This is a genomic window from Agrobacterium leguminum (genome assembly GCF_015704895.1).
In the GTDB taxonomy this organism is placed as follows: domain Bacteria; phylum Pseudomonadota; class Alphaproteobacteria; order Rhizobiales; family Rhizobiaceae; genus Agrobacterium; species Agrobacterium leguminum.
This window is the reverse complement of the sequence record NZ_JADQWB010000026.1, coordinates 42439-55169: the sequence shown is the minus strand read 5'-3', so window position 1 is coordinate 55169 and position 12731 is coordinate 42439. Positions and strand designations below refer to the sequence as shown.

Below are 12731 nucleotides of genomic sequence, written 5' to 3'. Positions count from 1 at the left end.
GGATGGGGGAGACGAGATTGATGACGGGAAGATCTTTTGCGATAACGGCCTGAAATTCCTTGAAGAAGGCGGCGCGTTTTTCGATATCCGGCTCCACCGCCGCCGCTTCCAGCAGCCGGTCCACTTCCGGATTGGCGTAGTGGCTGGCATTGGAGAAGGGCAGGCCGATCTTGAAGTTCTTGCTCCAATAGACGCGCTGCACGCCCGCTGTCGGATCGAAGGTGTTGGAGAGGGATTCCACCGAAAGGTCCCAGGCGCGGTCGGTATAGACCACCTTCACATAGGTGCCGAAATCGAATTTCTGGATATCCGCCTCGATGCCGATCTTCGACAGCGCCTGCGCGATGAAATCCGAATAGGTCTGCGGATTGAACGGGTTGGTGGTAACCCGGAGCTTGAAGCGCTTGCCGCCATCCTTGCGCGGGAAACCGGCCTCATCCAGCAGTTTTTCAGCCTGTGCGACATCGAACTTGGCAAACCCGATATCGGGATTGTGGAACTTCGCAAGGCCGGGGCTGATCGGCGTCGGCGATGGCACGGCGTAACCATAAAGCACGGTATCGATGAGCGCCGGAACATCGATGGCATGGGCGATGGCCTGCCTGACCTTCAATTCCTTGAGATATTCGTTCTCGAGGTTGATCACCAGCTGGTTCTGCTGGCCGGCATAGGCATAGATGCGGTCATCCACCTTCAATGTGGGAATGGATTTCAGCCGCTCCAGATCGGCAAGCGCCACAGGGTTCGGACCAATATCGCCTTCCCCGGTTTCCAGCGCCGCCGCCCGTGCGCCCGCATCGTTGATGAGGCGGATGATGACGCGGTCGAGATAGGGGCGCGGCGCATCCCAGTAGTCCGCATTCTTCTCCAGAAGAATATGACTGCCCGGCACCCATTCCTTGAGCACAAAGGGGCCGCTGCCGATGATCTGGGCGGGTTTTGGATTATCGGTCGGCTTGAAGGTCTCGAAGATGTGCTTCGGCACAATTGGCGATTCCGACGAGGCGAGCGCTGTGATCAGGCCCGGCGCCGGCTTGGAAAGCTTCACTTTCGCGACCAGCGGATCGGAGGTATCGACACTTTCAACATGCGAGAAAGTAGCGCGGCCGCGCGGATGCGCTTCCTTCAGCCGCAGAATGGAAAATTCCACATCTGCCGATGTCACCGGTTTGCCATCGTGAAACTTCGCCTTGGGCTGCAGGTGGAAGACATATTCCAGCCCATCGGCCGAAACGCTCCATTCCTTTGCGAGGCTCGGCTTGGGCGAAAGCTCGTAATCGTAGGTCAAAAGCCCGTCGTAAATCTTCGAGCCGATAAACTGCGGACCGCCCGCACTGGTATTGATCGCCACGAGCTGGGTCGGCTCGGGAAAATAAACGATCTTGAGCGTACCGCCCGAAACCGGCTCTTCGGCAGCGGCAAAGGAACCGCCCGGAAGCGCGACGAACGCCCCGGCGGCGAGTGCAATCTTGTGAAACTGGCGTCTGGAAATGGTCATGTCTGTCTCCGAAAAAGTCCGATAGCGGGCGCGGCAACTCAGTGCAGCTGCGGGAACCCGTGGCGCTCGGCGAGGATTTGCAAAATGCGTTTGGTGTCCTGAATGAAATGTGTCTCGCCCTTGGCCGTAGCATCGCTGGGCGCATCGCCTGCGAAGATGAACAGCGGCAGCGACTGGTTTTCCTCACCCACGGCGGCGATGACAGCCTCACGCGGGCGCTGGAAACCGACACGGCGGATATCGATCCCGGCGGCAAGATCCGGAAAGGCGGCAAGCAGACCTTCGATCTGGTTGCAATGCGGGCAGACGAAGCGGACACCGGGGTGCTTGGGGTCTTCAAAACCGGGGGCGATCAAAAAAAGCGTATCCTTGGCCATGGCATCCATCATGTGAGGGTGAGATTTCCAGCTCACAGTGCAGGCGGCCAGAGCGCGGGTCCAGAAAGCAATTCTTGCTTCGCGGCGAAGAATTGCTTTGTGCTAAATTATTGATGAAACTTATTTTTTCGAAATTTTCACGGCTGGCACCGCTGTTTCGCCCGATCTGTTTCACGCGCAAAGTTTTTCCCTGAAACGGGCCTGCCGCGCGAAGGTGCAAACCGGATGGAAGGCGGATTTCGGCAATAAAAAACCCGGCAGAATTGCCGGGTTAGTGTTACTGATCGCAGACCCCTCCTCCGTCATGCCGGGCTTGACCCGGCATCCAGCCACGGCGCGTCTGCGCCGTGAGACGAGTCTCTCGCGATCAAGGACTTGATCGCGCTGGACCCCGGATCCAGTCCGGGGTGACGGAGTTTGGATGAACCCGCTTTGCCAAACGCTCACTCGTTCTTCCAGGCCGTCGCCAGATCGCCATAGGCAATGTCGATGGTCGTCACGAGCGATTTCAGGCTGGTATTGCGCAAAATGACGGTCGGCAAAGCGACGATGGAGAAATTCGGCAGGTCATCGCCGGTGATCTTCTGGATATCGTGGAACTGCCCCGCCCGTTTCGTTTCATCCACTTCAATCGCGGCCGCACGGAAAAGATCATCGACCTTTGGATTATTGTAGTGAGCGGCGTTGACATAGGGCGCGGGTTTCTTGATGCCGTCGGACCAATAGAGGCGTTGCACGCCTGCCGTCGGATCGAACAGCCGGCTGATGCCGTTCACCGTAAGGTCAAAACCGCGCTCGGTATAGACCCGCTTGATGAAGGTGGCGAGATCGCCTTCCACAATATCCACCTTCACGCCGAGTTTGCCGAAGGATGAGCGGAGATATTCGGAGGTTTTGCGAAAGACGTCGGAAGGCAGGAAGGCCAGCCGCAGCGAAAACCGGGTGCCATCCGCGCCCTTCGGGTAGCCCGCTTTGTCCAGCAGCTCATTCGCTTTGGCGAGATCAAAGGGATAGGTGAAAGGCTTTTCGTCATTATAGGCGGTGAAGACAGCCGGGATGTTCGAACCGGCCGGTTTTGCCGTCCCGAAGAAAATGGCATCGTTGATGAAATCGCGGTCGATGGCATGGGCCAAAGCGTGCCTGACTTCCTTTTTCGCAAGGATCGGATTTTCGAGATTGAATTCGAAGACGGCGGCATTGTTGAGATAGGAGTCGGTATAGACCTCCACCGCAAGCTTCGGATTTTGCCGCAGACGCTCCAGATCGCTATAGGACACATCGGCGGTATAATCCGCCTCGCCGGTTTCCACGGAAATGGTGGTGGAAGCCGAATCCGCGACGAAACGGGCCACGAAACCGTCGAGATAGGGAAGATCGGCCTGCCAGTAGTTCGGGTTCTTTTTCAGCTTCACATAGCTGCCGCGCTTCCATTCCTCGAAGACGAAGGGGCCGGTGCCGACTGGCGCGTTACCATTCGGGCTTTCATTGTAATTTTCCGAAGCATAGGCATGGGCCGGCAGGATGGGCGTTTCGCCGCCTGTCAGCGCCCGCAGGAGATAGGGCGCGGGCTTGGAAAGCACCACCACGGCCGTCAGCGGATCAGGCGTTTCGATATCGGCAACATTGGCGAAGGTGATGCGTCCGCGTGGACCGACCTTCTTGAAGGCCAGCAGCGAAAATTTGACGTCCTGCGACGTGAAATCCTTGCCGTCATGCCATTTGACACCCTTGCGCAGCTTGAAAGTGTGGCGCAGCCCGTCGGCCGATGTTTCCCAGCTTTCGGCCAGAACCGGATGCGGTTTGAACTCGCTGTCGAACCGCACCAGCCCTTCGAGGATTTTCGTGGAAATGGCGCGGGTGCGCGTATTGGAATCGGAAAGCGGCACCAGCGTCGTCGGCTCGCCGAGACCCGCAAGAGTGACGATCCCGCCCTTTTTCGGCGTTTCCGCCGCCAGAGCCGGCAGGGAGGGCAACAGCATTGCACCGGTTAGCGCCGCACTCAAAAGCAATGTCTTACGTCTTGTAATATCCATGGATGTTTCCTCTTGCAGGCTTGTTTTTAAATGTTCACGCGGGTTTCAGCCGGGTTTCCACCAGCCGGGCAAACACAGTGGCGCCGACGGGCAGAATGGCGTCGTCGACGATGAAACCGGGATTATGGGCGGGCACGGTGCCGGAATGGCCGAGGGTGAAAAACGCGCCGGGCGCGTGTTTCAGGAGATCGGCGAAATCCTCACTGCCCATGAAACGGCCGGGCTCGGTGGAAACGCGCTCGTCTCCCAGAACCTCGCGCGCCACGCCGGCGACGATCTCCACCGATGCATCGTCATTGGTGAGAACCGAGAATATGTCGCGAATATCCACCTCGGCGGTGAGGCCGTGAGCCGCAGCAATGTGATCGGAAATCGTGCGGATGCGCTCCCTTATGGTTTCGCGCACGCTGTCGGAAAAAGCCCGCACCGTCCCGGCAATCGCTGACGTTTCGGGAATGACGTTATAGGCCGATCCCGCCTCAATGCGGGTGATCGACAGGACGGCAGGATCGGTCGGCGACACATTGCGGCTGACGATGGTTTGCAGTGCCTGGATCAGTTCACCCGTCGCCGGCACCGGATCACGCGAAACATCGGGGTGAGCGGCGTGGGCACCCCTGCCCTTTAACCGGATATCGAAGAAATCCGCCCCCGCCAGAATGGTGCCGGGCGAAACCTTCAGATGATTGGGCGCAGCATGGGAGGAATTGTGCAACCCGTAAATCTCATCGACGGGGAAGTCCTTGAACAGCCCGTCGGCGATCATGGCGCGCGCCCCGCCGAGACCTTCCTCGGCCGGCTGGAAAATGAACACCACCGTGCCAGCAAAATCGCGGGTTTCCGCCAGATAACGGGCGGTGCCGAGCAGGATGGTGGTGTGCACATCATGCCCGCAGCCGTGGAATTTGCCGGGATAGACCGACGCATAGGGCAGACCGGTTTCCTCCGGCATCGGCAGGGCATCCATATCCGCCCTCAGCCCGATGGAGCGGTTGCCCGCATGGCTACCACGCAGCACGCCGACCACGCCAGTCTTGCCATAACCGCGATGCACCTCGATGCCCCAGGAGGCGAGCTTTTCGGCAACAATGCCGGAGGTGCGGACCTCCTCGAAACCGATTTCCGGATGCTGGTGCAGATCGTGGCGGATGGAGACGAGTTCGGGAACATAGGTCCCGATCCGATCCAGGATTTTAGGTGCAGGCGTTTTGACGGGATCGACGGCGATATTCACGGTATCTCCTCAGGGCAAAAAATATCGTTTTCGCAATCGGGCGATTGCGAAGTGTGGGTTTCGGAACTGGAAAATGCAGCGGGAGAGGCCTCAGAGCCTCAGGCCAGCCTCCTTTATCAAAGGCAGAATGCGCTCGGCGAAATAGTCGAGGTCCTCGCGGAAATCGTAGAAATTCAGCTGAACCCCATCGATCCCGGCCTTTTTCAGACCGACAAGCTGCTCGACCACCTGCTCCGGCGAACCGATGATCTCGATATTGCCGCCAAGATTGCGCCCCTGCTTGTGGCGCGCATCGCCGCGGCCGCGCCAGGCATGGGCGTCGCTGTCGTAATTATTGGTGGCGAAGGCGCGGGTGCCGGGCTGAGGTTTTCCGGCCTCGATGGCATCCGCATAGGCGATCGCCTCTTTCTCCGTATCGCGGCTGACGATGATCGGGTTGATGATCGTCTTCACCTGCCGGCCATAGGCCTTGGCGCGGTTCTTGATGGTCGCAACATGATCGGGAAGCGTTTCCAGCGCGCTGTCTATATGCGCGCCACCGGGCGAGGTGACGAAAACCAGATCGGAATGCCGGGCGGCGAAATCGATGCCTGCGGGCGAACCTGTCGCGGTCACCAGCGGCGGGCGTCCGAAAGCAGGCTTCGGCGTGATCCAGCCATTGTTGATCGCCCAGGGATTGAGCTTGCCTTCATAGGAAAAATTCTCGGTCTCACCCCAAAGGCGATGAAGAACATCGAACAATTCGCCGGCCATGTCGTAGCGCTTGTCGTGGTCGATACGCTGCCAGCCAAACATTTCATGCTCGATGGCGCGGTGGCCGGTGACGATGTTGATGCCCCAGCGTCCCTTGGCGATATGATCCAGCGTCGCGCCATATTTGGCCAGATGCAGCGGATGCAGCGGCCCATAAAGCACATGGATGGTGGAGATCAGCAGAATGTTCTTCGTGACCGCCGCCATGGCGCCAAGCGCGATGAAACTGTCGAGCGAGGATTCGCCATCATAACCGCCCTTGGGCAGCCATTGCGTGCGGCTGAAGGCGATTTCGAAACCAAGCTCTTCCGCGCGCTTCACCAGTTCGACATTGTAATCGAAGGTCCAGCTGTTGCTGGTCGGCAGGCTGGAGAAATTGATGTCCTGCAAATTGAGGAACAGGCCCAGCATCAGCGGCTGCTTCACCGCCCGGCTGAGCGGGCTGTCTTCGAAATCGGCCGGGCTTTTCAAGTCGAGATCTTTCAGCTCGGGACCTTCAGGCAGCGGAACAGTCAGCGCCATGTCTTTTCTCCCTCGGAATGATCCTGCGGGGTGGTTGCCAGCCGGACACGCAGATAGTCCTCCACGCTGCGGGGCGACCGGCCGGTAATCTGCTGGACGGTATTGTTGACGGACGCCGCAAGACCTTTGCGGATGAGTTGGCCGAATTCGCCGATCGCCTTCTGTTCAAACGCGCCTATATGTGGCGGCAAGGCCGGGGCGGTATTGTCCGAAATTCCCACGGGCCGATGCTGGATGCGCGCCGCGATGCGGGCGATTTCCAGCGCCGACAGGGCTTCGCCACCGGTCAGCACCAGGACGCCGGAAACAGGTGCGCTTGTGGTGAGCGCATGAACCGCGACATCGGCAATATCGTCCGCATCGATGAAGGAGACAGCCGCGTCGCCAAAGCGGGCGGGCACATCCTCCCCCTTGCGCAGCGCGGCGACAACGGGTTCCAGCGCAACCTGCATCCAGGCATTCGGCCGCAGCACGGTATACGCGATACCGCTTCCAGCCAGATGCGCTTCCACCTCGGCATGCGCCGCCCCCGAAATGGAATATCCGGCATTCTCAATGGTCCAGTCGGAGCCGGATATTTTCACGATCCGCGACGCACCGGCTGAGAGGGCGGCATCGATGACCGCATTCTGGTCCGCCACCAGCGTTTCACCAATGGGGGAAAGCAGAAAGACGGTCCCGATACCGCGCGAGGCCTCCTTCAGGCTGGCCGGGTCGGAGAAATTTCCCTCCGAGATATCGACCCTGTCGCCCCAGAGCTTGAGCGCATCCTCGCGCCTGCGGGTCAGCACCCGAACCTTCGCCTCTTTCTGCAAGAGACGGCTGACGACACGTCGGCCGAGCTTGCCGGTTGCGCCCGTTACAAGAATGGTGGCTGTCATGACGCCCTCACTTTCCCGCACTGCGTTGCGCAGCATCTTGCTCGAAAGAAAGGGCGCGTGGATCGGCCCAGTCCCGCACATCGAAATCTTCGGGGATAAATTTCCATTCCAGCAGGAAATCCTTGAAGTGGCTCAGCGCATCCAGCTCGTCCGGATCGAGATCGAGCCTCAGATTGCGGTGCACATCCGGGCCATTCGCAGCCAGAACCGCCTCCTCGCTGACGCCGATCTCACGAGCGATGAAACGCACGGCTTCCGCCGGATTGTCATTTGCCCATTGGGCAACCCGCTGTACGGTGGCGACGAGTTCCGCCACCAGATCGGGCCGCTCATCGGCAAAGGTGGCGTCCACCGTCAAGGGGCGCGGGGTGCCGTTGTTGATGCGGATTTTTGGATCAGGGTGGAAGCCTGTCGACACCACGACCTGCGCACCGATGAGATTGGCGACGGTGACGCCTTCCGCACCCTTGACGAAAAACGCATCGATCTGGCCCCGATGCAGCGCTGCAATCTCCTCGCCATAAGGAAACCGCCGGCGCAGACCATGGAACCTGTCGTCAGAGGGATCGAGCAACACCGGCTCTTTCGCCGTGAGATCGACAAGCTCGACATCCGCAACGGCGAGGCCCGAGACCGTCAGCGCCGACACGATGCCCTTTAAGGATGTCGCACGCTGGAAATCGATGGTTTCATTCGGGCGCTTCGGCAGGCCGATGCGCCGCCCCTTCAGGTCACTGCCCTTGCTTATTCCGCTTGCCGGCAAAGCGATGACGGCCTGAAACTCGTCAGTTCTCGTCAGCCCAACCAGCCGTGTTTTCCGGCCGCCTGATTTCGCCCAGATCGGCGGAATATTGCCGCCCTGACGGAAGGACCAGTCCAGACGGTGATCGAAATGGCTCTGGCGAATGGCCGGATCGGCCGCGTCGCGAATGGAGGAAACAGAGATTCCATGGGTGGAGAAACGTTCCTCGATCCAGCCCAGTTGCGCCGCGATGGAAAGCGGCGTGGGCGCCGGGCAGCGTGTGTACCACACGGTTACGGGTTGGGTTATCTGGCGAAGGGCGGCATCAGCCATGGCGTTCGTCCTCGAAATTGCGATCTGGACGGCACGCTACACGCCATAAGATATTTTCTATAGATAAAGTGTACTATTTCAGGCGCGATTGGGGAAATTCGTTTCCATCTTGTGAGCGCTTCGCCAAGACGACGGAATATCCTTTCGAGAATGGCAAGATTTCGGGTCGGTTTCCCCAGCCTGCCTCACTCATCTCTCACATTCGACCGCCGCTTGGGTGCTGTCACGGATGAAAGTTTTTCTTCTCCGTGCAGCAAGGATTTTTAACTCGCGACCGGACCCCCGGCTGTTACGCTTCCCGCAATTGCGCCGGTCATACGGGCCGGCAATCCAACAGACCTGAAAGAAACGTGGCAGCATGAGCAAGACCAAACGCCGGCTTAATCTCAATGTCGGCATCAACACCACCGGATACCTCGCCAATGCCTGGAAATACCGGAGCGGAGACCGGCACGACATCAACGACATAGGCTATTACCGACGGCTGACGGAACTGGCCCACAAAGGCCGGTTCGACGCCGTTTTCCTTTCCGACCACCCGGCATTGCTGACCGACCCGGCAAGCCGCCCGTTTCACACCATCGATCCGCTCATTCTCTCGACATCGCTTGCCGCGCAGGTGCCGGATATCGGCTTTGTGGCAACGGTGTCCTCCACCTATAATTCGCCCTATAACTTCGCCAGACGGACGCAATCCATCGACCTCGTCACCGGCGGCCGGCTGATCGTCAATATCGTTTCTTCCTTCAATCCCAATGTCGCCGCCAATTTCGGCAACGATCCGCTGCCGCCGCGTAGCGAGAGATATGCCAAGGCCACCGAATTTCTCGACGTGGCGAAAAAACTATGGTCGAGCTGGGATCCACGCCGCGAAGGCGAGGTGCCGGAAGAGCGTTTCTGGGATGCGGCGACAGCCGAGACCATCGATCATGAGGGGCAATATTTCCATGTGAAAGGCCCGCTCAACGTTCCGCGCGGGCCGCAGGGGCATCCCGTCATCGCGCAGGCCGGCGCCTCCGAAGGCGGCATCGATCTGGCGGCACGCCATGGCGAGATCATCTATTGCAACATCCTGTCCCGCCCGGCGGGCCAGGCCTTCGGCAAGAAGGTCCGCGACCGCGCCATCTCCCTCGGTCGCGATCCCTCCGGCATCCGCATCGTTCCCGGCCTTGTCGTCATTCTCGGCGAGACCCGTGAGGAAGCGCTGCGCAAGCATGAACTCTTCAGCGGGACAGGCTCGGAAGACGGGCTTCTGGTGCGTTTCGCCAAAGAAAACGGCATTGATCCGCGCGACTTCAACCCGGATATAAAACTCGATGGCGAGCGCTTCATTCCCGACCAGAACCGGCAATGGGCCGTTGGCATGGGGCTTGGCCTTTCCGAACTGCTGACCCACGAAAAGCTCACCGCCCGTGAGGCCGTGCGCCGCTCCGAGGGGCACCACCGGCTGCTGCTTGGCACGCCGGAAGAGGTGGCGGATGGCATTATCGATCTCTGGCAGGACGGCACGGTGGATGGTTACACCCTGCAGCCGCCACGAGCACCCGACGACATTGCTGAATTCGTCGAGAAGGTCGTGCCGGTGCTGCAGGATCGCGGTGTTTACCCGCGCGAATATGAAGGCGCGACAATACGTGACCGCTATGGCCTGCCTTATCCAGATTGAACGGCAGATACGGCACTATTGAAGATGTCCTCCCGCCCTTCCCGCTGGAAACGGGAATGGCGGGAACGGGACATATTATTGGCCCGTCGCCACTTTCAAAACCGGCCGCCCGCCGGAAAGCTGCGGCAGGACGGCGGCGAAATCCGTGACGATCTGGCGATAATCTTCCGGCTGGAATTCATAGGGCAGTTCCAGACGGAATTCCGAGACGTGCGGCAAAACGGGATCGCGCGAAAGCTTCTCCAGAATCTCGTCCGTCGTCCCAACGATATCGGGCAGGAAAAGCGTGCGGCGCGCGCCATGCGGCGTGGTCGTGCGCTTGTCACGCTCGGCGGCGAATTCCTGATAACGGCGGCGGGTCGCAGGGCTGGCGCTATCTGTCGGCAGGATCACGCGGCCAAGAGCGACACGCGGCTGGCGCTCATGCGCCCATTCCTGCCGGAAGCGACTGACCAGTGCCGCCTGCGCGGTCAGAAAATCATCGGTATTTTCGCCGCTGACGATATTCCCTGTCAGAAGATTGAACCCTGCCTTCCCCGCCCAGCGCGCGGAATTCTGCGATCCGCCGCCATACCACAGCCTGTCCGTCAGCCCCTCGGCGACTGGCCGCAGGCGCGGCACCTGCGCACCCGCCGCATTGCCCGCTTCCGTCTCGCCGGATAGCGGTTCCGATCTCAAGGCCCTCGCCAGCTTCTCGGCGCGGGCGTGGCTGTAATTCGCATCGTGAACCGTATCGACATAATCCGAAATGAGATGGGCGAAGGGCGGCGCGCCCACCGAAACCCCGACATTCAACCGCCCACGCGACAGGACATCCACGGTGGCCAGATCTTCCGCCAGCCTGAAGGGATTTTCATAACCAAGCTGAATGACGGCGGTGCCGAGGCCGATCCGTTTCGTGCGCTGCGATGCCGCCGCGAGGAAAGTCGCCGCCGAGGACACGCCCCGTTCCAGATGGCGCTGGCGGACCCAGGCGCTGTGATAACCCAGCGCCTCCCCGGTCTCGAAAAGCTGCAGGGTTTCTTCCAGCCCCCGTGCCGGATCGTCGTCCTGATAATTGCCGGGAACGAGAAAGGCAAAATGGGAGATATGGGAAAGGGGCATGGCTGTACATCCGGAAACGAGTGTTGAAGCTCAGCAGCGAAGATGCGGCCATCCCCGTTCCGGACAGCCGTTCAATGCGGCGCATACCCATGCAGAATGCATGATGAGGGGCACGGCTGGCACGGCATGTTCGTTTATAGTCCCGGCCTTTGTTGAAAGATCATTGCGCGATTCAATAGTCTACTAAAATTATGGATTACTGTACCTCTCCTTTGAATAGGCCGCGCTCACGCCTCCAGTCAGATTTTCTTTTCCGAAGAGGCAAATATCCCCAGTTGCCCTCTCACATTGAAGAGCTGTGCAACACGATGCGCAAATGGCCTTGATTTTCCGCACCAACATGTAATACAGATTACCATACATGTTGACAAATAACGCATACATGTATGACATTGCAGCAATCACAAACGCTGCCATACCTGCATGAGGGAGGAATTATGATCATCACCGACGTCGAGGTCCGTGTTTTCCGCACGACGACCCGTCGGCACTCGGACAGTGCCGGTCACGCGCATCCGGGTCCGGCGCATCAGGTGGAACAGGCCATGCTGACCATCCGCACCGAGGACGGTCAGGAAGGTCACTCCTTCACCGCGCCGGAGATCGTTCGCCCGCATGTCATCGAAAAATTCGTCAAGAAAGTCCTGATCGGTGAGGACCATCGCGACCGCGAACGGCTATGGCAGGACCTTGCCCATTGGCAGCGCGGATCGGCCGCGCAGCTGACCGACCGCACATTGGCGGTGGTGGACTGCGCGCTGTGGGACCTTGCCGGCCGCTCGCTCAACCAACCTGTATACAAGTTGATCGGCAGCTATCGCGACAAGGTGCTCGCCTATGGCTCCATCATGTGCGGTGACGAGCTTGAAGGCGGGCTGGCGACGCCGGAAGATTACGGCCGCTTTGCCGAAACGCTGGTGAAGCGCGGCTATAAGGGCATCAAGCTGCACACCTGGATGCCGCCCGTCAGCTGGGCGCCGGATGTGAAGATGGACCTCAAGGCCTGCGCGGCCGTGCGCGAGGCGGTCGGCCCCGATATTCGCCTGATGATCGACGCCTTCCACTGGTATTCCCGCACCGATGCGCTGGCGCTTGGGCGTGGCCTCGAAAAACTCGGCTTCGACTGGATCGAAGAGCCGATGGATGAGCAATCTCTGTCCTCCTACAAATGGCTTTCCGACAATCTCGATATTCCGGTCGTCGGCCCGGAAAGTGCGGCCGGCAAGCACTGGCACCGGGCCGAATGGATCAAATCCGGCGCCTGCGATATTCTGCGCACCGGCGTCAATGATGTCGGCGGCATCACTCCGGCGCTGAAGACCATGCATCTTGCTGAAGCCTTCGGCATGGAATGCGAGGTGCATGGCAACACGGCCATGAACCTGCACGTTGTCGCCGCCACCAAGAATTGCCGCTGGTATGAGCGCGGCCTTTTGCACCCCTTCCTCGAATATGATGACGGCCACGATTATCTGAAGTCGCTGTCCGACCCGATGGATCGCGACGGCTTCGTCCATGTCCCTGATCGGCCGGGCCTTGGCGAGGACATCGATTTTACCTTCATCGACAACAACCGGGTGAGGTAACG

At 59.7% G+C, this 12731-nt stretch carries 10 protein-coding genes; 2 read left to right on the top strand and 8 right to left on the bottom strand.

Annotated features, from left to right (window positions below; translation table 11 throughout):
- The 7 genes from I3J13_RS24060 to I3J13_RS24030 all read right to left on the bottom strand — a co-directional run.
- Positions 1–1498: ABC transporter substrate-binding protein (locus tag I3J13_RS24060; RefSeq protein WP_196380509.1), on the bottom strand; the 1498-nt coding region annotated here is incomplete at its 3' end.
- Positions 1499–1536: 38 nt separating this feature from the next.
- Complete coding sequence (locus I3J13_RS24055; protein ID WP_031234500.1) at positions 1537–1887, bottom strand: DUF3088 domain-containing protein; 351 nt, start codon at positions 1885–1887, stop codon at positions 1537–1539.
- Positions 1888–2318: 431 nt separating this feature from the next.
- Entirely contained in the window at positions 2319–3908 is a 1590-nt protein-coding gene (locus I3J13_RS24050; protein ID WP_196380508.1) for an ABC transporter substrate-binding protein, read from the bottom strand.
- 34 nt (positions 3909–3942) lie between these two features.
- Positions 3943–5142 carry an amidohydrolase gene (locus I3J13_RS24045; RefSeq protein WP_196380507.1) on the bottom strand — a complete coding sequence of 400 codons (1200 nt, stop codon included), beginning with the start codon at positions 5140–5142 and terminating at the stop codon, positions 3943–3945.
- 90 nt (positions 5143–5232) lie between these two features.
- Positions 5233–6417, bottom strand: coding sequence for an LLM class flavin-dependent oxidoreductase (locus I3J13_RS24040; protein WP_196380506.1), 1185 nt, complete (start codon positions 6415–6417; stop codon positions 5233–5235).
- A complete protein-coding gene (locus I3J13_RS24035; protein WP_196380505.1) occupies positions 6408–7298 on the bottom strand; it encodes an NmrA family NAD(P)-binding protein in 891 nt (296 codons plus the stop codon). The genes I3J13_RS24040 and I3J13_RS24035 overlap by 10 nt, the downstream gene beginning before the upstream one ends.
- A 7-nt stretch (positions 7299–7305) precedes the next feature.
- Positions 7306–8373 (bottom strand): ABC transporter substrate-binding protein, encoded by a 1068-nt coding sequence (locus tag I3J13_RS24030; protein ID WP_196380504.1) that lies wholly within the window; start codon positions 8371–8373, stop codon positions 7306–7308.
- A 358-nt stretch (positions 8374–8731) separates the two neighbouring features.
- Between I3J13_RS24030 and I3J13_RS24025 the strand changes: the two genes are divergently transcribed.
- The gene (locus tag I3J13_RS24025) at positions 8732–10039 is read left to right on the top strand and encodes an NtaA/DmoA family FMN-dependent monooxygenase (RefSeq protein ID WP_196380503.1); all 1308 of its coding nucleotides are present in this window, start codon (positions 8732–8734) and stop codon (positions 10037–10039) included.
- A 75-nt stretch (positions 10040–10114) separates the two neighbouring features.
- On the opposite strand, the gene I3J13_RS24020 is transcribed toward I3J13_RS24025, so the two are convergent.
- Positions 10115–11143, bottom strand: coding sequence for an LLM class flavin-dependent oxidoreductase (locus tag I3J13_RS24020; protein ID WP_196380502.1), 1029 nt, complete (start codon positions 11141–11143; stop codon positions 10115–10117).
- 437 nt (positions 11144–11580) lie between these two features.
- Between I3J13_RS24020 and I3J13_RS24015 the strand changes: the two genes are divergently transcribed.
- Positions 11581–12729, top strand: a complete 1149-nt coding sequence (locus I3J13_RS24015; RefSeq protein ID WP_196380501.1) for a mandelate racemase family protein — start codon at positions 11581–11583, stop codon at positions 12727–12729.
- The last annotated feature ends 2 nt before the right edge of the window (positions 12730–12731 follow it).

Excerpts from the sequence above, each read along its gene's own strand:
- I3J13_RS24055 (WP_031234500.1), bottom strand. The coding sequence starts at position 1,887 with ATGATGGATGCCATGGCCAAGGATACGCTTTTTTTGATCGCCCCCGGT.
- I3J13_RS24050 (WP_196380508.1), bottom strand. The coding sequence starts at position 3,908 with ATGGATATTACAAGACGTAAGACATTGCTTTTGAGTGCGGCGCTAACC.
- I3J13_RS24040 (WP_196380506.1), bottom strand. The coding sequence starts at position 6,417 with ATGGCGCTGACTGTTCCGCTGCCTGAAGGTCCCGAGCTGAAAGATCTC.
- I3J13_RS24035 (WP_196380505.1), bottom strand. The coding sequence starts at position 7,298 with ATGACAGCCACCATTCTTGTAACGGGCGCAACCGGCAAGCTCGGCCGA.
- I3J13_RS24030 (WP_196380504.1), bottom strand. The coding sequence starts at position 8,373 with ATGGCTGATGCCGCCCTTCGCCAGATAACCCAACCCGTAACCGTGTGG.
- I3J13_RS24025 (WP_196380503.1), top strand. The coding sequence starts at position 8,732 with ATGAGCAAGACCAAACGCCGGCTTAATCTCAATGTCGGCATCAACACC.
- I3J13_RS24020 (WP_196380502.1), bottom strand. The coding sequence starts at position 11,143 with ATGCCCCTTTCCCATATCTCCCATTTTGCCTTTCTCGTTCCCGGCAAT.
- I3J13_RS24015 (WP_196380501.1), top strand. The coding sequence starts at position 11,581 with ATGATCATCACCGACGTCGAGGTCCGTGTTTTCCGCACGACGACCCGT.